This window comes from Bdellovibrio bacteriovorus (genome assembly GCF_001592755.1).
Taxonomy (GTDB): Bacteria; Bdellovibrionota; Bdellovibrionia; order Bdellovibrionales; family Bdellovibrionaceae; genus Bdellovibrio; species Bdellovibrio bacteriovorus_E.
In genome coordinates, this window is record NZ_LUKF01000006.1 from 86,503 (window position 1) to 106,759 (window position 20,257).

General features: G+C 45.2%; 22 protein-coding genes and 1 pseudogene. 10 read left to right on the plus strand and 13 right to left on the minus strand.

From position 1 onward, the window contains the following. Window positions 1-728, minus strand: a pseudogene (locus tag AZI85_RS17785) (hypothetical protein); the annotation flags it as partial. Window positions 729-956: 228 nt separating this feature from the next. On the opposite strand from AZI85_RS17785, the gene AZI85_RS05795 reads away from it, so the two are divergent. The 4 genes from AZI85_RS05795 to AZI85_RS05810 all read left to right on the plus strand — a co-directional run bounded on the left by AZI85_RS05795 (window position 957) and on the right by AZI85_RS05810 (window position 4,998). Continuing rightward, the gene (locus tag AZI85_RS05795; RefSeq protein ID WP_063243231.1) at window positions 957-1,577 is read left to right on the plus strand and encodes a hypothetical protein; all 621 of its coding nucleotides are present in this window, start codon (window positions 957-959) and stop codon (window positions 1,575-1,577) included. Next, complete coding sequence (locus tag AZI85_RS05800) at window positions 1,552-2,502, plus strand: HTTM domain-containing protein (RefSeq protein ID WP_063243194.1); 951 nt, start codon at window positions 1,552-1,554, stop codon at window positions 2,500-2,502. The genes AZI85_RS05795 and AZI85_RS05800 overlap by 26 nt, the downstream gene beginning before the upstream one ends. Before the next feature lie 94 nt (window positions 2,503-2,596). Further along, window positions 2,597-3,316 (plus strand): hypothetical protein, encoded by a 720-nt coding sequence (locus AZI85_RS05805; protein ID WP_063243195.1) that lies wholly within the window; start codon window positions 2,597-2,599, stop codon window positions 3,314-3,316. Between the two features lie 83 nt (window positions 3,317-3,399). Further along, window positions 3,400-4,998, plus strand: coding sequence for an ABC-F family ATP-binding cassette domain-containing protein (locus tag AZI85_RS05810; protein ID WP_063243196.1), 1,599 nt, complete (start codon window positions 3,400-3,402; stop codon window positions 4,996-4,998). On the opposite strand, the gene AZI85_RS05815 is transcribed toward AZI85_RS05810, so the two are convergent. Then, window positions 4,987-5,619: a UdgX family uracil-DNA binding protein gene (locus AZI85_RS05815; RefSeq protein ID WP_063243197.1), complete on the minus strand. Its 633-nt coding sequence runs from the start codon at window positions 5,617-5,619 to the stop codon at window positions 4,987-4,989. The two genes, AZI85_RS05810 and AZI85_RS05815, sit on opposite strands and share 12 nt — an antisense overlap. Then, window positions 5,610-6,494: an SDR family oxidoreductase gene (locus AZI85_RS05820; protein WP_063243198.1), complete on the minus strand. Its 885-nt coding sequence runs from the start codon at window positions 6,492-6,494 to the stop codon at window positions 5,610-5,612. Before AZI85_RS05820 ends, AZI85_RS05815 begins: the two co-directional genes overlap by 10 nt. Window positions 6,495-6,601: 107 nt before the next feature. Between AZI85_RS05820 and AZI85_RS05825 the strand changes: the two genes are divergently transcribed. From AZI85_RS05825 to murI, 3 genes are read left to right on the plus strand one after another with little or no spacing between them, the layout of a single operon-like run. Next, the gene (locus AZI85_RS05825) at window positions 6,602-7,282 is read left to right on the plus strand and encodes a hypothetical protein (protein ID WP_063243199.1); all 681 of its coding nucleotides are present in this window, start codon (window positions 6,602-6,604) and stop codon (window positions 7,280-7,282) included. Next, window positions 7,266-8,315 (plus strand): guanosine monophosphate reductase, encoded by a 1,050-nt coding sequence (locus AZI85_RS05830; RefSeq protein ID WP_253720864.1) that lies wholly within the window; start codon window positions 7,266-7,268, stop codon window positions 8,313-8,315. Before AZI85_RS05825 ends, AZI85_RS05830 begins: the two co-directional genes overlap by 17 nt. 2 nt (window positions 8,316-8,317) lie before the next feature. Continuing rightward, window positions 8,318-9,124, plus strand: coding sequence for a glutamate racemase (gene murI, locus AZI85_RS05835; protein ID WP_063243201.1), 807 nt, complete (start codon window positions 8,318-8,320; stop codon window positions 9,122-9,124). Here murI and lysA read toward each other — a convergent pair. Then, a complete protein-coding gene (gene lysA / locus AZI85_RS05840; RefSeq protein ID WP_063243202.1) occupies window positions 9,121-10,296 on the minus strand; it encodes a diaminopimelate decarboxylase in 1,176 nt (391 codons plus the stop codon). The two genes, murI and lysA, sit on opposite strands and share 4 nt — an antisense overlap. A 44-nt stretch (window positions 10,297-10,340) precedes the next feature. Here lysA and AZI85_RS05845 point away from each other — a divergent pair, with 44 nt between their 5' ends. After that, on the plus strand, window positions 10,341-10,991 hold the full coding sequence (locus AZI85_RS05845) for a M14 family zinc carboxypeptidase (protein WP_063243203.1): 651 nt from the start codon (window positions 10,341-10,343) through the stop codon (window positions 10,989-10,991). 18 nt (window positions 10,992-11,009) lie between these two features. Beyond that, on the plus strand, window positions 11,010-11,831 hold the full coding sequence (locus AZI85_RS05850; protein WP_063243204.1) for a 2,3,4,5-tetrahydropyridine-2,6-dicarboxylate N-succinyltransferase: 822 nt from the start codon (window positions 11,010-11,012) through the stop codon (window positions 11,829-11,831). On the opposite strand, the gene AZI85_RS05855 is transcribed toward AZI85_RS05850, so the two are convergent. The 9 genes from AZI85_RS05855 to AZI85_RS05895 form a co-directional block, all read right to left on the minus strand. Further along, window positions 11,832-13,001, minus strand: a complete 1,170-nt coding sequence (locus tag AZI85_RS05855; protein ID WP_253720865.1) for an FtsX-like permease family protein — start codon at window positions 12,999-13,001, stop codon at window positions 11,832-11,834. Between the two features lie 126 nt (window positions 13,002-13,127). Beyond that, window positions 13,128-13,934 (minus strand): substrate-binding periplasmic protein, encoded by an 807-nt coding sequence (locus AZI85_RS05860; RefSeq protein WP_081110925.1) that lies wholly within the window; start codon window positions 13,932-13,934, stop codon window positions 13,128-13,130. A 96-nt stretch (window positions 13,935-14,030) separates the two neighbouring features. Next, window positions 14,031-14,996, minus strand: a complete 966-nt coding sequence (locus AZI85_RS05865) for an MlaD family protein (protein WP_063243207.1) — start codon at window positions 14,994-14,996, stop codon at window positions 14,031-14,033. Then, complete coding sequence (locus AZI85_RS05870) at window positions 14,993-15,703, minus strand: cell division ATP-binding protein FtsE (RefSeq protein WP_063243208.1); 711 nt, start codon at window positions 15,701-15,703, stop codon at window positions 14,993-14,995. Before AZI85_RS05870 ends, AZI85_RS05865 begins: the two co-directional genes overlap by 4 nt. Beyond that, window positions 15,703-16,527 carry an MlaE family ABC transporter permease gene (locus AZI85_RS05875; protein ID WP_081110926.1) on the minus strand — a complete coding sequence of 275 codons (825 nt, stop codon included), beginning with the start codon at window positions 16,525-16,527 and terminating at the stop codon, window positions 15,703-15,705. The genes AZI85_RS05870 and AZI85_RS05875 overlap by 1 nt, the downstream gene beginning before the upstream one ends. A 71-nt stretch (window positions 16,528-16,598) precedes the next feature. Beyond that, complete coding sequence (locus tag AZI85_RS05880; RefSeq protein ID WP_253720866.1) at window positions 16,599-17,189, minus strand: YdcF family protein; 591 nt, start codon at window positions 17,187-17,189, stop codon at window positions 16,599-16,601. Beyond that, complete coding sequence (locus AZI85_RS05885; RefSeq protein ID WP_063243209.1) at window positions 17,161-17,538, minus strand: RidA family protein; 378 nt, start codon at window positions 17,536-17,538, stop codon at window positions 17,161-17,163. The genes AZI85_RS05880 and AZI85_RS05885 overlap by 29 nt, the downstream gene beginning before the upstream one ends. A gap of 13 nt (window positions 17,539-17,551) precedes the next feature. Further along, window positions 17,552-18,034, minus strand: a complete 483-nt coding sequence (locus tag AZI85_RS05890) for a hypothetical protein (protein WP_063243210.1) — start codon at window positions 18,032-18,034, stop codon at window positions 17,552-17,554. A 100-nt stretch (window positions 18,035-18,134) separates the two neighbouring features. Continuing rightward, on the minus strand, window positions 18,135-19,505 hold the full coding sequence (locus AZI85_RS05895; protein ID WP_063243211.1) for an HD domain-containing protein: 1,371 nt from the start codon (window positions 19,503-19,505) through the stop codon (window positions 18,135-18,137). A 113-nt stretch (window positions 19,506-19,618) separates the two neighbouring features. Between AZI85_RS05895 and AZI85_RS05900 the strand changes: the two genes are divergently transcribed. Continuing rightward, the gene (locus AZI85_RS05900) at window positions 19,619-20,257 is read left to right on the plus strand and encodes a chalcone isomerase family protein (RefSeq protein ID WP_063243212.1); all 639 of its coding nucleotides are present in this window, start codon (window positions 19,619-19,621) and stop codon (window positions 20,255-20,257) included.

Sequence of the window (20,257 nt, forward strand, 5' to 3'; positions counted from 1 at the left end):
TTGCCGTTGTTGCCGTTGTTACCGTATTGACCGCGGTTTCCGTTATTGCCGTTATTGCCGTTGTTTACATTGTTGCCGTTATTTCCGTTATTACCATTGTTGCCATTGTTTCCGTACTGGCCATGGTTTCCGTTGTTACCGTTATTACCGTTGTTTACATTATTTCCATTGTTCCCATTATTTCCGTTATTCCCATTGTTCCCATTAGAACCAAGAATACCGAGTGACCCAAAGGTACCATGATTGCCATTGTTACCATTGTTGCCATTATTTACATTGTTACCATTATTGCCGTTATTGGCATTGTTCCCATTATTTCCGTTGTTTCCATTGTTACCATTAGAACCTAACGAACCAAGAGAACCGAGCGACCCAAAACTACCAGAGTTTCCGTTATTGCCGTTGTTTGAATTATTACCATTGTTACCATTATTGCCATTATTGCCATTATTGCCATTATTTCCGTTATTACCGAAAGAGGCAGAATTTCCGTTGTTGCCGTTGAAATTGCCATTATTACCGTTGTTGCCTCTAGTAGAGACAGTCACCGCAATTTTCGAGTCATAACTGACAAATCCACCTTGCCCACCGATATATGCTGAAGCCGATGGCTTCTTAGAATTTGATTCCTTATTCACAGACGCATTCGTCGGCGTGTTCGCAACTGCGAGATTCGCCACTAACGTAAACCCTGCTAAAAGGAATGTAGTTTTCGAACTATGAATCATACATTCTCCTTTTTTGTTTTTGGTCGTCCCAAAAAATTTTCAGGCAATTTCGCGCGCCTTATTATTTTTGACACCTTATTGTTTTTCAACCTTTGTAAACACATGGGAGTTGTAGATAAGTTGGTCACAAAAAAGTTTTCCAACCCAGCCACATCGTTGCGAACCAGATATTTTTTCTTTCTGTTTGTAACCGGACATTCTGATTTTCGGCATGATACACGAACGACCATGAAACAATTTGAAATCAAAAAAATCAAAATCGTGTGGGATGTTTTTATTAAAGCTCTCGTCCTGACATTCTTTTTTATGAATGTCGGAATCATGGTCGCCGACGGCCTTCCAGACCGAAGTGCTTTAGGCACAAAGTTCATTCAGACAATAGAGAGATATCAAGCTTTCGGAATGCTCTATCAACCGTGGAGTATGTTTGCACCGAATCCGATGAATACAAATGCTTATGTTGAAGCAGATATAAAGTTCACCGACGGTTCAACAACGGTGTGGAAGATGCCTCGACCGACGATTGTAAATGGTGCCAGAAAAATTTTAACGGCTGACCGTTACAGAATCGTAGGCCAAGAAACTTTACTTCCGAACGAAAACGAACTGGTGTGGTTCGACATTTCAAAATACGTCTTGCGTGAAATTGCTACAATCGAGTCCAAAGGACAAGGGCGCGTTGTCTCGGAAATCACGTTCAGCAGATTCTCAAACAAAGTTCTTTTGCCCAATGAAGCTCCATTTATCCCTCACGGTAAAATGTCCACAGAATTTCTGAAGGAATCAGTTTTTGTTTACAAGCCCACAACAGAGAAGGTCCGTTATGAAGCTAAAAACGCTGCTCAATAATATTTATGATTTTATTTTCGCTCCCCAGCCTGTTCACACCGTGGCCCTTCTTCGCATGGGCATGGGACTTTTGTTGCTCTTTAATTGGCTGATGCTCATCACGGATATTGATGTTCTTTATGGACCCAACGGAATTATTTCACTGCAAACAGCACAGCAGTATGGAAATCCATTTCGGTTTTCTCTTTTTGACTACATTCCTAACACAGATAAAAATACATTCACCTTAGCGATTATCAACTTGATTGCGTCTGTCGCCGTCTTAACAGGAACATTTACCAGAACAGCGATCGCCATTGCCTTCGTGACATTAGTCTCGTTCCACCACCGCAATGGCTTTATCTTAAATAGTGCCGACTCGGTTCTAAGAATTTTTCTTTTCTTCCTCTTTTTTACTCCTTCGGGTGACGTGTGGTCTGTCGACTGGTTAAGAAAAAAATGGAATGGCGAAGCCCCCCTTGTCCCCTTAGAAAAAAGTCCTTGGGCTCTTCGGCTGATTCAGCTTCAATTTTGTACTATCTATATCGCCACTGTTCTTTTTAAAATTAAAGGCGATAAATGGATCGATGGAACTGCCATTTATATCGCAACTCGCATTGATGACTTCGTTCGCTTCCCGCTCCCCTTGCTGAATGATATGACTTTCATTAAATTCCTCACCTGGTCCACACTTATCGTTGAATTTGCTTTAGGCACCTTGGTTTGGTTCAAAGAGACACGTTATTGGGTTTTATTGGCGGGTGTCGGTTTACATCTTGGCATCGAATACACAATGAGCATTCCGGTCTTTGAGTGGGCGATGATCGTGATCATGGTCGCGATGTTGGATCCACGGGATGTCGCCAATTGGGTCCAGAATCTTCAAGAAAGAAAGTTTTCAGCACTTCGACCTAAGTTTATCCAGTATCGACAAAAGAGTGTTTAAAGAGCTGTTTCTCTTCAGCTCCACCTTTCTTTTTAATGCGTTTTTTTTCACGGGCTCCTAGGGTGATGATATTCACTCAACAAAGAGGGAGCTCGTGAAAAAGTTCATTGTTAAATATTCCCTACTCGTCCTATTTCTGCTGGGCTCCCCGTTGGCCAAAGCTCAAAGTGATATTCATCTGTCCCCGGAAATTATAACTGTCTCCCCCACCTTTGTTGGCGCGGGCCTTAATTTGAAAGTCTATGAATACCTGGAATTCAGTGTCGCCTACGGAAACGTTCCCGTTGTTTACTACAACACCATCGCCGACATTATTTCGAATGACGATGCTCAACGCCGGGTCATCAATGCAGCCTTTAAAAACAATCGCGTGCTTCGCGCGGCCCTTCAGTACAACATCCAAGGCGATGTGGGCTGGCATATCGGAATGACAGCAGCGCAGTTAAATGCCGAAGGCTCTGCCGACATTGACGAAGTTCTTCATGCTGCCACGGGAGACGACTACACCCTATTAAAAGACCTCCTTATTGCCTTAGGCCGAGACCCTTCAGTCCACATGGACAGCGAATTAATGATCCTCGGACTTCACGCGGGCTATACCTGGCTTCTAGGGGATCATCTTTACGTGAAGGCCAGCATGGGGGCCGTGAAAGTTATGGGTTCAAAGATTTCAATTAGCACGGGCGTTCCTGAGTTTGATTCTATCTATCCGGGCCATGCTGTCATCAGCGCCGCTGAAGGTGATCTAGAGGACAATGTGAACGAATCAGGCCTTTCACCCACGTTAGGCCTCACATTAACCTGGCAATTCTAACTGGATATTTTGCCCAAGGGTCTTGAAAGGGTTGCGATTTCGTACGGAAAAACGTAAAAAAGAGTCCTCAAAGGACCCGCGAAATGATCAGTACTAGCAACGTCAGCCTCCGCTTTGGTGGCAAAAAACTTTTTGAAGATGTGAATGTGAAATTTACTCCCGGCAACTGTTACGGCCTTATCGGCGCTAACGGTGCCGGTAAGTCGACATTTCTAAAAGTTCTCTCAAAAGAAGTCGAGCCCAACACCGGCGAAGTCCACATCGCTCCGGATCTGCGTCTTTCGATTCTAAAACAAGATCACTACGCTTACGATGAATTCCCTGTTTTAAAAACAGTCCTGATGGGGAACGAACGCCTTTACAAAATCATGGAAGAAAAAGACGCTCTTTACGCCAATCCTGATTTTTCAGAAGCCGACGGCGTCAGAGCCTCTGAACTTGAGACAGAGTTCGCAGAATTAAACGGCTGGGAAGCTGAATCCGAAGCCGGAGTTATGCTTGCAGGATTAGGCATCACTGATGAGTATCACGGCAAACTCATGAAAGAGCTCAACGGTGGAGAAAAAGTAAAAGTGCTTTTAGCCCAAGCTCTTTTCGGCCAACCCGATATTCTGCTTCTGGATGAGCCCACGAATCACTTGGATATCTATGCGATTCAATGGCTTGAAGATTTTCTTTTAAACTTTGAAAACACCGTCATCGTGATCTCGCATGATCGTCACTTCTTAAACAAAGTTTGCACTCATATTGCGGATATCGATTTCGGAAAAGTCACGACTTACACGGGCAACTACGATTTCTGGCGCCAGGCCAGCGAACTCAGTCAAAAACTTTTAGCGGATCAAAACAAAAAGAGTGCGGATAAGGCGGATGAACTTAAAGCCTTTATCGCACGATTTAGTGCCAACGCCTCTAAATCACGCCAGGCTTCTTCTCGTCAAAAGCAGTTAGAAAAACTGGAGTTCAATGAACTTCCGGCTTCATCTCGTAAGCAACCTTTCATTGGTTTTGATATCAAACGAGAATTGGGTAATGACGTACTAACTGTGGATCGCATCACTAAAACTTGGGAAGGTGAAACTCTTCTTAAGGACGTGAGCTTCACTTTGAAGAAAGGCGACAAGGTCGTTCTTCTAGGTAAAAACGATTTGGCGAAAACGTTGCTACTAGAAATCATTGCGGGTGAACTGCAAGCCGATTCGGGTAGTTTTGCTTGGGGTATTACAACAGCTCGCAGCTATTTCCCGACGGACAACTCGAAATACTTCCAAGGATCTGAAGACTCCCTGGTAGACTGGCTTCGTCAATATTCCGAAGACAAAGACGAAACCTTCTTGCGTGGCTTCTTAGGAAAAATGCTTTTCAGCGGCACCGATGCTTTAAAGAAACCTCAGGTTCTTTCCGGTGGAGAAAAAGTGCGCTGTATGTTTTCGAAGATGATGTTATCCGGTTCAAATATTTTAATTTTAGACGGACCAACGAATCACTTGGATCTAGAAAGCATCACGGCTGTGAATGAAGGGCTCAAACGCTTTAAGGGCACTGTGATCTTCACTTCACATGACCATGAGCTGATTCAGACCGTGGCTAACAGGGTTATTGAACTTGATGGGAAAGTGACTTACGACAACCACATTTCTTATGAAGAGTATTTGGAAGTAAAAAAGGCATCACTTACTTAAAAGTTTTTTGGCGAGCTTGAGATCACTCACTAGATCAGCTCGCTTCACCTCCGCATCCTCTCGATCAATACTGCGCAAGATGGCCGAGGGATGCCAGGAAAGAATGATATAGTCTGCAAGCTCGATATCTTTTATGGCTTTTCCTCGCTCACTTCCAATGCGTGGCACTCGCTGTAAAACACTGGTCGCGGCCGTAGCACCTAAAGCGACAATCACCTTGGGCCTCACTGACTCCACTTCTTTTTCCAGCCAAGGGCGACAGGCTTTGATTTGCCCCATGGACGGCTTTTGATGAAGACGAACTTTCCCCGCAGGGCGCCACTTAAAATGTTTTACCGCGTTGGTCAGATAGATCTCATCCATAGTAAGTCCGGCTTGCTCAATGCAATATTTCAGTAATTCTCCGGCGGGTCCGACGAAGGGAAGACCCGCCAAATCCTCTTTGTCGCCCGGCTGCTCCCCCACTAAAAGAATGCGCGCCTTCTTTTTTCCTTTTCCGAAAACTGTTTGCGTCGCATTTTTATAAAGATCACATCCGGTGCAAGTCGCAGCGGCCGCGGCTAAGGTTTTAAGATTCGTGCTGTCAGGAGGTTGTGCCTGCTTAAATTTCTTTAGGGCCACAGTTCTAGGCCCTCGCGACGAGGAATCCAGAAGGACTTCATCTCTCGGCAAAATTGTTCAAAGGATAAAGGAGGGCGTCCCGTGATCTCTTGATAACTCATGGACACGTGATCCGTGCGACCTTCACGAATAGCGCGATGAAGGCTGAGTCGTACTTCCATTTGAAAATCATTCATCCCGGCTCTTTGCCACGTTTTTATCGCGGCTTCTTCCGTGATGGGTACATAAGAGATGCGACGATGAATTTGGTTTGATATCAGAACAAGAGCTTCCGCATTTGATAAGGCTCTTTCCCCGGTGATATCAAGATGGCGCTTTTCATAACTCCAGGGTCTTTTTAGAATCTCTAGGGCAACGTCTGCCACATCTCGGGCATCGACATAAGCTGTTCTGCCTTCGCCTTCCGGTAAAAACAAAGTCCCTTGCAAAAGGGCGTCTCCATACCCATGAATAAAATTTTGCATATAGGAAGACGGTTTTAAAAGCGCATAGGGAATTCCACTATGCACTAGCATATCATCGATCTCGCCATGAAGACGTTGATACAGATAAGGAGAGTCCTTTGAGGCGCCCATTTCAGAAACTTTTAAAATAAACTCAACCCCCGAGGCTCGAGCAGCCTTGATCACACGCAGAGCCTCATCACGCATTCCGGGCATGAGCGGTTGCAGAAAGAAAAGCACGTCGACGTCTCTGAAAGCCTGCTCTAAAATGAGGCTGTTTCCATAATCGAGCTGTAAACCCCGAACGCCTTCAGGAAGACGCTCTAAAGAGCGCGACGCCGCGACGAAGGGAAGCCCTGCCCGTTTAAATTTCCGCACAAGTTCTTGGCCCAGAGTGCCAGTGGGACCCGTGATCATCACGCGAAGACCCATAAAAGCCTCCTTTTATAAATTATGCCCCATAGAACCCGGCTTCTCCCCGGTGTTTCTTAGCAAGAGTCCGCTTGACTCCCCTTTTGAATCGCGATCTAAATACTTAAGTGAATTTTTTTGCCGAAAACCTTCAGGTTTTTAAAAAAGTCTGCTTACCTATTTTCGCTCTGGTCGTTCTGTCGAGCAACATTGACCAGTACCTGAATCTTCATATCGAAAATGCCCTTAGAGACCCCAACGGAGCCCAGCAACAAGTTTACTGGTTAGGATTTTTATCCATTATCAGCAGCGTGGTCTTCCCTGTTTTGCTTATTACGGTGGCACTTTATGCTTTAAACACCCTCACAGGTTGGACTCAAACCCTGGGTGAATTCATGGAGAAAAATCTCAATCAGGTTTTCATCGAAACACTTCGCTCTTGGGGTAAAACACTTTTATGGTCTTTACTGCTGATTCTGCCAGGAATTTGGAAATACATCGAATACAGCCTGGTTCCCCTGGTCGTGACTTCTTCAAAGTCCTATGAAGAAGGCAAAGAAGATGCGCTAAAAAGATCTGCTCAAATTGTGCGCAAAAACTGGTTCAAAATTCTTGCGGTTTTTGTGTTCTTTCACCTCTTTGTGCCGGTCACGCTTTCAGCTCTTTTTGATGCCTATCGCTTGATCTGGAAGACACCGATGGCAAGTCTGCTACTTTCGGCTTTGGATACTTATTTACTAATTTTATCAACTCAGATCCTTTTTAATATTTTTAGAAGTGAGGTAAGAAAACATGACGCTCATGTTTAACTGGAAAGACATTAAAAATCGCGGCAAAGGTTTAACTTTTGATGACGTGCTTATTATGCCAGCGCGCTCAGACATCCGCTCTCGTCGCGATCCGCACCTTACTACAAAACTGACTAAAAAAGTTTCTATCGATATGCCGATCATCAGCGCCAATATGGATATGGTGACTGAATACGAAATGGCTTTTGCAATGAACGAATTAGGTGGCTTGGGTATTCTTCACCGCTTTATCTCTACAGAAGAACAAGCTTCGCAAGCCCGTCGCCTAAAAGAAGCCGGTGTGAAAAACGTTTCTGCCAGCGTTGGCGTCGGTGAGGAATTTAAAACACGCGCGAAAGCTTTGATCGACGTCGGCGTGAATATCATCACGATCGACATTGCTCATGGTCACTCCGTGCAAATGATGGAAACCATGAAGTGGTTGAAAGATCACTATCCTCAAGTTGAAATCATCGCGGGGAATATGGCGACGCCAGATGCGGCACGCGATCTGATCGAATCAGGTGCGGATGCTATCAAAGTAGGTATCGGCCCAGGCTCGATGTGTACGACTCGTATTATCACGGGTTGCGGTGTCCCTCAATTAACGGCCATCGCTCTTTGCGCGGAAATCGCTGACAGCTACGGTGTACCTGTGATCGCTGACGGCGGCATTCGTACTTCCGGTGATATGGTGAAAGCCTTCGCTGCGGGCGCAAGCTCTGTGATGTTAGGAAGTATGCTTTCAGGAACTATTGAAACTCCGGGAGAGATCAAAAACGGTAAGAAGCAATACCGTGGTATGGCTTCTCGTGCGGCTCAGGACTCTTGGAGAGGTGGCGTTCCTACCGGTATGGCTCCTGAAGGTGAATCCACGCAAGTGAATGTCAAAGGACACGTTAAAGACGTTATCCTTGAGGTCGCGGGCGGAATTCGTTCCGGAATGAGCTATGTGAATGCGACTACTATTGCTGAATTACGTGAGAAAGCTCTCTTTATTGAAATGTCAGCGAATGGTATTGCGGAATCACGGGCTCACGGTGTAAAAAATTAAGGATGCTTTCTTCGGATACAAGACCCATAGGTGTATTTGACTCTGGAATCGGTGGTCTCACCGTTTTAAGAGAACTCGCAGTAAGATTCCCTCAAGAAAACTTTCTTTACTTGGGGGACACTGCGCGACTTCCCTATGGCTCGAAGTCTCCTTCAACGATTCGTAAATACTCTGAACAGAATATTCACTTTCTTGAAAAGCAACGCGTGAAGGCCATCGTTATCGCCTGCAACACGGCTTCCAGTCAGTTGACAGAAAAAGAATTCGACGGCCTTCCCATCTACAATGTGATCGAACCTGGTTCACAGCGCGCTCTTGAAAAATCCACGGCCAAAAAAATTGGCGTCCTAGGCACTCGGGCCACGGTGAATAGCCAAGCCTATCGAAAAAAGATTTTAGAACTGCATCCGCAAGCTGAAGTCTTTGATCAGGCTTGTCCTTTATTTGTTCCCTTGGCGGAAGAAGGCTGGGATTCTGATCCGGTGACAAACTTGATTGTCTTCCGTTACGTCAGTCCATTGCTGGGTCACTCTATCGACACTTTAATTTTGGGCTGCACTCATTATCCAATTTTAAAAAGCGCGATCAGCCGCGTGACAGGTTCTGCCGTAGAGCTGGTTGATTCAGGCGAAGCTATTGCTCACTGGTTGGATCGGGATTTTACAGACGGCCGTTTGGGAAAAAATGCGTCTCAAGAAGAGCGCATTATTGAAATTATGACGACAGATCACTCCGCCCACTTTACCGAAGTAGCCCATCGTATTTTAACACCGTTAACGCCGCATTCTTTCCGCGTCGTCGATCTTTAGATACAAATCTCTAGCGGAAGTTCCTGCATATTGTACTGGCTTGCCATCGAATAACCGTAGGCGCCGGAATCCATAATAGCGACGAAGTCACCCTCTTGAACTTTACCTAGAGTGATATCCTTAGCAAAAAAGTCTGAGGACTCACAGATAGGTCCTACGACATCGGCCTTCATCGTTTCCGTTGTTTTTTTCAAAGGCATAATAAGATGCTGAGCTTCGTACAAAGACGGACGAATCAAATGATTCATTCCCGCGTCGACAATCACGAAGTCTTTGGCAGAGGTTTTTTTGATGTATTGAACTTCCGTTATCAAGGCACCACAGTGCGCGAGCAACCATCGGCCCGGCTCCGCCTGCAATTCACAATTCAAATCACCTAGTATGTCTTTCGTAATTTTCGCGTAATCACGCAAAAGACTTTCTTCAAGTTCCAGATCCAAGCGATCGTAAAAAATCCCTAAGCCCCCGCCAAAATCAAAACGCTTGAGCGTCGGAAATCTCTTTTGCAATTCAACAAAGACGGGTTTAAGTTTTCGAAGAGCTTCTTCGTAACCTGAAAACTCCATCATCATCGACCCTAAGTGCAAACTAAAACCAACAAGTTCTAAAGAATCCGAGTATTTCGTAAGACAAGCCACCAAATCCGGAATCAGTGACAACTCCATTCCGAACTTATTGTCTTTTAATCCCGTAGCAATATAGGGATGAGTTTTAATATCAATGTCCGGATTCAGACGTAAGGCCACTGCCGCCTTTTTACCCAAAGAGCGCGCGATCGCCCCGATACGCTCAAGCTCGGGCAGACTTTCGACGTTGATTTGGAGGATACCTAACTTCAAAGCCTCGGTGATTTCATGACGCGTTTTACCCACTCCGCTATACACGATGTCGTGAGCCGAAAATCCACTTTCCATAGCTCTTTTGATTTCGCCTAAGGACACGACATCTGCGCCTGAACCGATTTTCTTAAGATGCTGCAAAACTTGCTGGTTAGGATTGGCTTTGACCGCGTAAAAAAGGCGCACGCCCGAAAGCGCTTTTGCCATAGCATTAAAACGTTGAGAGATAAAATCGAGGTCATAGACATAAATGGGCCGCATGTAATTCGCGCACAAGGGCAACAGACGCTTCTTTAACGGACCTAGGCATAATTCATTATTGATGTATTCCATGAAGACCTCGTGCTAGCATCATGCCCCAGGAAGGAAGGTTTGTCATGAAAACTTCTATTTTTACCTACACATCTAAAGGGATGCCGGTTCTATCTTACGAGTTCCATAACGGCGGTCCTGAAGTGCTTATTCTTGGCGGCGTTCACGGTGACGAGATCGAAGGAGTTATCGCGGCTCAAGAGCTGATGAAGCACTTTATGAAATCCAATCCCTACCAACTCAACGTCACGATCGTTCCGCAATTCAATCTGGAAGGTGTTATCTTCAAGACGCGCGGGAATGGAAACGGCGTTGATCTGAACAGAAATCTTCCCACGAAAGACTGGTCTCCTGAAGTAAAAACGCCGCGCTATCATCCGGGACCCTTTGCGGGAAGTGAAAATGAGAACAAAGGCTTGATGGCCTATTGTGAAGCCAAAAAACCGGTTTTCATTCTTTCGCTTCACTCTTGGCATCCAGTTTTGAATGTCAATGGCGACTGTCGCAAAGTGGCTGAAGTTTTAGCTAAGCACACAGGTTACAAGATTGATGATGACATTGGTTATCCAACTCCGGGATGTTTGGGAACTTACACGGGACTTGAAAGAAACCTTCCTACGCTGACTTATGAAATTGAACGTGGACTTTCCGCAGAAAAGATCATCGAGATTCACGTTCCCGCGATTTTAGAGTCATTGAAAGTTTTAGAGCAGTAAGATTTAGAGGAGATTGAAATGCAAAACGAAGTAACACAAATCTATGCCGATGTTCAAAACGGAAAAACCGTTGATACGATGACGACAACAGAGTTGAAATCTGTTTTTGAAACCATCGAAGGTTTGGACTCCGGCCGTCTTCGCGTGTGCGAAAAAACTTCTAACGGCTGGATCACTCATGAATGGATTAAAAAAGCCATCTTGCTTTATTTCCGCATTCAAAAAATGGATGTGATGAAAGCGGGCGATTTTACTTACTTCGATAAAATCCCGGTAAAACAGTGGAGCGAAGAAGAAGGCGTTCGCGTCGTTCCTCACGCTTTAGCACGCAAGGGTTGCTTTATCGAAAAAGGCGCGATCTTGATGCCCTCTTACGTGAATATCGGTGCTTATGTCGGTTCAGGCACTATGGTGGATACTTGGGCGACGGTAGGCTCTTGTGCACAAATCGGTAAAAATGTGCATCTTTCTGGTGGCGTCGGCATCGGCGGAGTTCTTGAGCCTGTTCAAGCTTCTCCGGTTATCGTTGAAGACAACGTCTTTATCGGCAGCCGCTGTATCGTGGTTGAAGGAGCCTTGATTGAAGAGGGCGCTGTCCTTGGCGCCGGAGTGACAATCACAGCCAGCACAAAAATCATCGATGTGACGGGTTCTTCACCTGTTGAATACAAAGGCCGCGTCCCTGCAAACTGTGTTGTGATTCCAGGCACACAGATGAAAGACTTTGCTGCGGGCACCTATGGTGTTCCGTGCGCTCTTATCATTGGAAAAAGAAAACCAAGTACAGACTTAAAGACGTCGTTGACGGATGCTCTTCGCGACTATCAGGTCAGCGTTTAGTTATTTCATTCTTAAGGCGTCAGAGGGTTGAACCTCTGATGCCGTTCGTGCCGGGATGTAAGATCCAAACCAGGCAATCAAACCACTGACAATTAAAACCCCGAAGACCAATGTGAAGTCCACCAAAGCCGGAATACTCGGGTCATAGTAGATCTGCGATGCCGCAAGCTGAATAGGATTAGCTTCGATATACAGACTGATTCCCGTTCCTAAGATAACTCCAGTCAATACACCTACCGAAGCTAAAATAAATCCCAATTGCGTAAAAGTGCGAACTGTTTGTTTCGCTGAAAAACCAATAGTTCTTAAGATGGCGATGTCTCTTCTTTTCTGAGATAAGAGCAGCGCTAACACGGTCAAAATAGAACTTGCCGCAATCATCCCCGCCAGGCCTAAGAAAGTTCCGATCGTGAGCTTTTCTAATTTCAAAGCATATAACAAAGCCGAATTGCGATCCATCCAAGTCTCAACACTGACATCTTCAAATTTCAAAAGATCGTCTTTGACCGCGTCGACAGAAACACCCGCAGGCAACCACACTTCAATTCCCAGCTTGCGCATGCCTTCGTTCACTAATGAATTTAAAGCTTTTCCTCTTTGATAGAAAATGTACTGGGCATCAATATCTGCAAGACTTGTGGTTACGATGCGCTTCACACGCAGACGTTCAAACTTAGGAGTCTCCCCTGGAGGAAGCAACAATCCCGAAGGCGATACTATAGTGACGTAATCCCCTTCAAAAACACCCAAGGATTGCGCCAGATCAACACCCATGATGATTTCACCTTCTTCAGGCACATCTTGAGGATCCCAGAAGTACGCCGGCGAATCACTTTGGCGCTGATTGCGTTCCATCTGTTGAAGCTGTTCAATAAAGTATCCTAGGCTTTCGCGGGTCACTCCTCGAGCCACGCCGCCGCGAAACTGACCATCTTGACTGCGGATGATCACGTCTTGAGTCTCATAGACATAGGCTTTGTTTTCAGGATGCTCTTTCAGGCGCTGAAAAACGGGATGCGCTTCTAAGCTCGCTGCCGACGAAACACCGGCCGCCTGTACATACAGATGGGGCTCTAATCCCAGAATGCGTTTCTTAATCGTGGCATTCATGCCATTCATAACAAAAAGGACAACTAAAAACGCCGTCACGCTGATCGAAATACCGATCATAGAAAGCCAGGAAATTCTTTTAACTAAAGAACCCGCTCTTTTTGAGAAAATAAAATGGCGAAATAAGTGCCCAACTAGCATGGCCCTATGATAATTCGCCGCAATGCAGATTCAAGCCACGGAGCGCTATCTGTATCGATGGACCTTGGGTTTGAAATAAGAGGCCAAGTTTCCCCCGACATAGTTTCTCAGAACACGGTCATACTCTCCACTTTGACGGAACTTCGCGAGCTCTTCGTTAAAGCGATGATGCAGACTCTTATCCCGAAAAGCCACGTGAGACGGCGACTCTCCGTTAAACAAACGGAACACGTCCACGTCTTGCTCGGTGTCCTCTTTTTCCGCCAAAGTCATACGCAGCCAAGCAAAAACATACTTGTCGATAACGATGGCATCCACCTTTTCTTTAAAGAGTGCAAGACACTGATCTTCTTGATTCAAGAACTCAAAATAGTTCGGCGAGTACCCGCCATTTAACTGCGGACCGAATTGCGCCTTGAACGACTTGCCCAGACCATTCCACGCGTTCACCCAAGTCCCCACCTTCAGTGGACCTAACTCACGAACGGATTTGATCTTGTAGTTCTTCTTCTTTAAAGCCACTACGTAATTTTCAAAATGCAGATACGGCTCTGAATAAAAGATAGATCTTTCATTACCACGAGCCACTCCCACAACGGCATCATAGGAATTCCCATGACGGGCTTCCGCCTCTAAACGTAATGGTGAAAGCGTATCGAAGGTCGCCTTATAGCCTAAGCGGCGAAAGACTTCTCCAATCACTTCAACTTCAATTCCCTTTAGCTGACCTTGTTCCGAGTAGATGTATGGAGGACGCCCCATACCCAGTGCCACCTTGATATTTTTTGCTTCTGCATTTTGTACCGCAATGTTCAGGAGTATAATACAGAGACAGCGAACAATGGATCGCATGTTTCACCCCTGCTCAAGAGAGCAAGGGCTTTATCGTACGAATGTGGGGATTACTATAGAGTAATAAAGATAATTTATCCGAGACGCGAAGAATTTCTACTTAGTTTCTCGGATATTGGCAGGAAGACGCTCGTGAGCTTCCTCATCGCGCACCTCGCGCACGCTTCCACGCATAAAGAACGACTTCTGCATGGCTTTAAGAACCACCACTGTCTCATTCAGAGCTTCTACCAAACGAATACTGGCTCCAGGAAGCTCAGGCTCAACCGCTTTCACCGCAGGCCCTAAAGCTCGAGTCACCGTCGCCAGATTCTGAGTCATGACCGCTAAGTCTTTGGCCAGTTGAGGATTTTCTTCGTTTAGCTCTGGCAAAATGCGATTGATTTCTTTTGTCGTCACCGCAAGATTTCCCACAAGTTTCTGAACGCCGTCATCGTGAGTGGCTTGACGAGAAAGTTTAATCACTTCCGTCGACATTGTATTTAAGTTCTTCATTAAAGGATCTAATCTATCGATCACGCGAACCATGCTTTCAGCACGGCTCTTATCCGCGAAAGCATCCATGATCACTTGCATGCTTTCTAGAATTCCTCCGAGTTTGCTTAAATACGAGTTCATGTTCTTACCACTCATCAAAGTCATAAGATCCACGGTCTCTAAAGACTTCACGGCACTTTGAGCAGGTAGAACCTGAAACTGATCATGCCCCACGGACAAATCCAAAACCCGTTCCCCAATGATAAAAGGACGAATCAATTGCACGGTGCTATTTTCACGCACGCGATCTTGAAACTTGCCTAAAATATAAAAGCTGACACGAATGCGATTGTCGCTTTCAAGTTCTACAGACTCAACAGCGCCCGCGCGCAGACCGGACATCTGCACCAGAGTTCCTTGATGAAGACCGTCGGCGTTTTCAAACGTCGTCGTATAGCGAACCTTCGGCTCAAACCAACCTTGTTTGACCGCCGCACTGATCGCCGTCAGAATAATACCGAAGATAGCCACTACGATGAAAAGACCGGCTACCCTCTCAAACTTACTAAACTTGACCTTCATCATAGATGAACAACCCTTTTCTCTGGATCGACAGCTTGAAAGTACAACTGTCCTTCATCCAAATGAATGATCTGGTACTCAAATAGATTCATAAATTTTTCATCGTAAGAACTGATAAACACATGCTTGCAATGACCTTCTTTACGAAGTCTGTGCACATGGTCTACGAAGGCATAAATGCTGTCTTGACCTAAACCCACGCTGGGATCATCTAAAAGAAGAATTTGCGGTCGCATCACGAGGGCACGCAAAAGACAAGTGAGTTTACGAATGCGCCCTGGCACATGGGCGGGACGATCATGCGCGAACTTTTCGGCACCAAATTCTTTTAAAAGACCTTCCACACGAGCCTTCGCCTCTTCTGGAGAAATCACTTTATGATAAAGAAGTGGCAACATTAAATTATCAAATAGAGAGCGATTGTTAATAAGGCCGCCATAATCAAACGAATACCCAATCTGCAAGCGATATGGCAAAAACTCTTCAAACGACATATCGCAAACGTTTTCACCGTTGATCAGATATTTGCCCGACTGAGGGATTTGCAAGCCTGCTAAGATTTGCAGTAACGAACTTTTACCCGCACCCTCTTCCGCTTTCACCCAAAGAATTTCATTCATAGGGAAGTCGAACTCGACATTTTGTACAATCGGATCTTGTCCTTCATGTGTGAATGTCACGCCTTCAAATTTAAGACTCTCGATTTTCATTAGACCACCCCTAGACTGCGAAGTTGATTTAAATAAAACAAAGCTGAAACCATTAAGTTAAAAATCACGACGAAAATAATACTGTTCACCACGGCCTGTGTTGTGACCTGGGGAACCTCATGCGGTGACCGCTTCACAGACAAACCTTGATAGCAAGACACGACAAAAATAATCATGCCGCTGAAACCGTTTTTCAGGAAAAAAATCAAAACGTCTTCTTTGGCAAAAGCCTTCATCAAAGAGTCCGTATAGAACGTCAACGACATGTCTTGGAAAAATCGCGTGACCAGGAAGCCACCAATCAAGGCGATCGCATTAAAGTAAAACGCCAAGCCCAAGACACTCAAAACTCCCCCAACAACACGAGGGAAAACGATAAAGCTTAAAGGGTTGATCCCCATGCTTTCTAAAGCTTCAATTTCACGATTGGCGCGCATGTTTCCGATTTCTGAGGCTACCGCCGTTCCTGAACGCGCGATCACAACAAGGGCTACAAGCAAGGGCCCTGCTTCACGCAAAATCATCACGATCAAAAAACTTCCGATCATTTGCGTTCCACCCAACAAAGTCAGATTGGACAGTGATTGCAAAATCATCACCGAGCCGACACCCAAGGCGAGCACAGAAATCAATGGCAGCGCCTGCCATCCGGTGAAATAAATTTGCGCAGAAAGAACACCGACGATTTGTCGAAAGCCTTGCGCTTTATCCAAAACGGCAGCGCGAAGAGAAAGATAGACCATCAGGAATACACGCACAGTGTATTCCACGTTTTTTGTTACAAATCTTCCTAGCGAGTCGATCTGCGCCAGTAAAGAAGTCATGGTTATCCCCTTAATTTCTCAAATACTTATCGGTATTTCGTAAAGAAAATGGGATAGACCAGAGTCGAGTTTTAGTAAGCCCAGAAAGAGTAAAAGAGCGACTTCAAGGCTTCAAAGGTGGTTTCCCAGACTGAAGACTCGTAACGACCGCCGATAATGGCGTGTTTTTGGATATAGATATTCTCTGGGAAGGTCGCCCGGAAAGTGCGATAGGAGCGATACATATGCAATCGGGATGTGACTAAAAGAATGTCCCGGCACTTCAAGGCCTCAACAATCGGAAGACTTTGTTGAGCATTTCCATAAGTGGTTTCGGAACGACGATCTAAGACCACATCATTTTCGGTGAGGTTTCCGTAAAAAGGCCATACCGGCATAATCTCTCGCAAGCGCGCATTGGAATACACTCCCGAGATCACTAATTTTTTTACGTTTTGATTTGCCAGAAGATCGAATCCTTCACGGACACGTCCGGCTCCCCCGGTTAACACCACGGCACAATCGGCCGTCGGTGTTTTCAACCAGGATTGCACGGTCTCGTGCTGAACGTTTTGATATTCATCATAGAAACGGTACAAGACCGTTCCTATAAAAATCAAAAGCACCCAGAACGGCCGAGACCGCAATAGAACTTTAGCGATGCGCCAAAACTTCGATTTCAACGTTCACACCTTTAGGAAGACCCGCCACAGCCACTGTCGAGCGAGCTGGAGGCGCGTCTTTAAAATATTGAGCGTAAACTTCATTCACTGTCGCAAAGTCATTCATGTTTGTGATGAAGATTGTCGTCTTTACGATGTTTGAAAAATTCATACCGCCTGCTGAAAGAACAGCTTCGATATTTCTCATCACCATCTGAGTTTGAGTTTTGATATCGCCCGTGAAAACTTCATTTGTTTTTGGATCAATTGAAATCTGTCCAGAGCAGAACAAAAAATCACCCATTTGCACGGCTTGTGAATAAGGGCCTACTGCTTTAGGTGCGTTGTCTGTGTGAATTACTTTTTTCATTTAAATCTCCTGATTAGAAGTAAAAGATAATACCTGCATTGAAGGGACCATCAGCAATTGTTCTAAAACGAACATTGTCGGCAGAGATCACACCCACGCCACCTTCAAACGTGAAAGCCAAAGAATCAAGACCGGTAAAGAAAAACTCTCCACCAAAAAGAGCATTCAATTCAAAACCAGATTCTTTTTCACCCGCCGTTTCAAAGTTCACAAGGCCCAAAGCACCGCCCATGTAGAAGTTCATATTGTCTTCTTTAAAGACCGTACGGCGTACGCCCGCATTGAAGGAAAACTTAGAGTAATCTTTTTGCGTATCAATTCCCAATCCGCCAGTGAAAGAAAGATCCGACATTGGATGATAAACAGCCGCAAGCTCTGGAAGATCCAAAGATGTGTTCTTCTTTACACCAACGCCCAAGCGATTGGTCAGCTCTTTGGCTTCAACACTTCCCGCAAACGCCACTAAGCAAAACGCCAATGCTATTTTTTTAAGCATTAATAACTCCTCTGTAAGTTTATGCCGTTTTATTAAATGCAAAAGCTTCCTCAGGGGCAAAAGGAATCTGCTTCTTACAAGAGGTGTCATTCACAAGAGTTTAAATTAAGGACTCACTGATTTTATTCAAGAAATCGGGACTAAAAGTGCCCGGCATGTTACTTTCGGCTTCCCACAACTTTTCTTTCGCAAAACGGAAGCCCACGCCCGTCTTTTTCATCGTCGTTAAAGCGGTCTTGTCGATCTTTTCGGCAAAAAGAAGAATTAAAGCCTCTTCAGGCAGTTTGTCTGAAGGCACTTGATTGGGAAAACCCTTTTCGTCGATGCGCTCATGGGTACAGACTAGGACTGTTTTGACAGCTTCTTCGACCGGAAGCTTCTTAATAAGACAACGGTTCAAAGACAAAAGAGGATGTTTTTCATAAGAGCCTTGTTGCTCCAGAGGAACCTTTTTTTCTTCCGAAAGATAATAATTTCGCGTCACAGCCTCTTCAAGGTCATAGATTCCTACATCGGTGAGTAGGCCTGAAAGAAGAACAACCATGGGATTTCCCACGCCACTTTTCAATGACATCAAAGAACCGTAAACAGCAATCCAAGGAGAGCGCCACAGCTCCCAAAAATCCCCGTCCAAGGCTTCACGAAAAATATCCCACAGATTTTCATCTGTTTTCATAATTTCAAAAAGTTCCGACGCCGTTTTTTTAATATCGGCATAGATGGCCGCTAAGTGACTTTCCGCTGGCATTTTAAAATCAAAAAGCAGACTTTCATTCAAGTACACCGACTTATAACAAAGACTTAAGAAAAGAGCCCGCGCCCGTTTTTTTAAGGCCGCCCCGGACGTGTCATAGTAAGTCGCTATGTACTGCAAATATCCATCGATATCTTTTATCTGAATATAGAGTCCCTCTGTGCGACTCAATCTTTGACTTCGTTCATCTGACAAAACCGTGTTGCTGTGAATCACCGGCAAATATCGTTGATTTAATGAAAGACGAATGAATGCCGGAAACGACATCGTCGTCATGGGAAAAAGATCGCCCGCCTGAATAGCGAAATATTGAGAACGACAGCGATACAAACAAACGTATTCAAACTTCAAAGTAGAATAAAATTCCGCCTGAGACAACGGAGTCACTCGCGGATTCTGAGTGCCCTCCAAATTCTCTCGGGAATATGAAGGCGCCATCACCGTCACAATGCACGAACGCGGAAAAACAAGCAGAACCTTATCCACGCGTTCCGAAAACGCCTTAAGACTTTCTTCTTGGCCTTGAGCTAATAAAACCAACTGCGCCTTCATCAACTCCCCAAGGGGATTTGTAAGCTCTGTGAATTTCACTTGGCGAAACGTTAGATAATGCGCAGACACGACTTGCTTAACGCGATTTAAAAGCGCTTCCGAATCATCAAGAATCAGAAGTTCTAGTTTCTGTCTAAAGAGAGAGTTACTTCGGGGCTCGGTCATGCGTCTAAGAAAAGCTTAATGTACGGACCTGGGGCTGCCAACAAAACTTTTCCTCGTTGACATTTTAAGCACCCACCGAAATCCTAAAAGCCTCTCGAGAAGAAAGGAACCCCATGAAACTGCTTTGCGCTTCATTATTCACTATTCTTTTGTCTGTAAATGCCTCAGCCGCTCTTCTAACTCCGGCAAGTGGCGGCGAAAAACTTGAAAAAGTAACGCTAGCCCCTTCTGCGACGACTCAAGTGGATGGTGAATCCGTGAGCCTCACTTCAGTGGGTGCCGGCCTTCGCGCGAAAAAAGTCGTTTTCGTCAATGTCAAAGTCTATGTTGGACAGCTTTACGTCGCGTCTTTAGAGAGTTTTAAAAAAACAGAGAGCGAAGCTCTTTCTTCTCTGAAAAATCAAAAGGCCGTTGCCATTCAATTGCATTTCCTACGTGACGTCGACGCTGAAAATGTTCAGAAGTCTTTCAAGGAAGCTTTAGCGGCTAATAAAATCAACACTCAAGAAGCTCCTGTTCAACAATTCTTAGATACCGTGGCAAAGGGCGGAGAAGCCAAAGAAGGCAAAGCTCTTAGCATCGTCGGCGCGCACCTTAAAGACGGAAGCGAAGCCATCATTTACGAAACGACAGGTGGCAACGTCACTGAAATCAAAGGCCCTGCGGGTTTTATCGAAAAAATCTTTTCGATCTGGCTTGGTAAATCTTCAGATGACGGCGTTGCTCAACTGAAGAAATCCATCCTAAAGTAA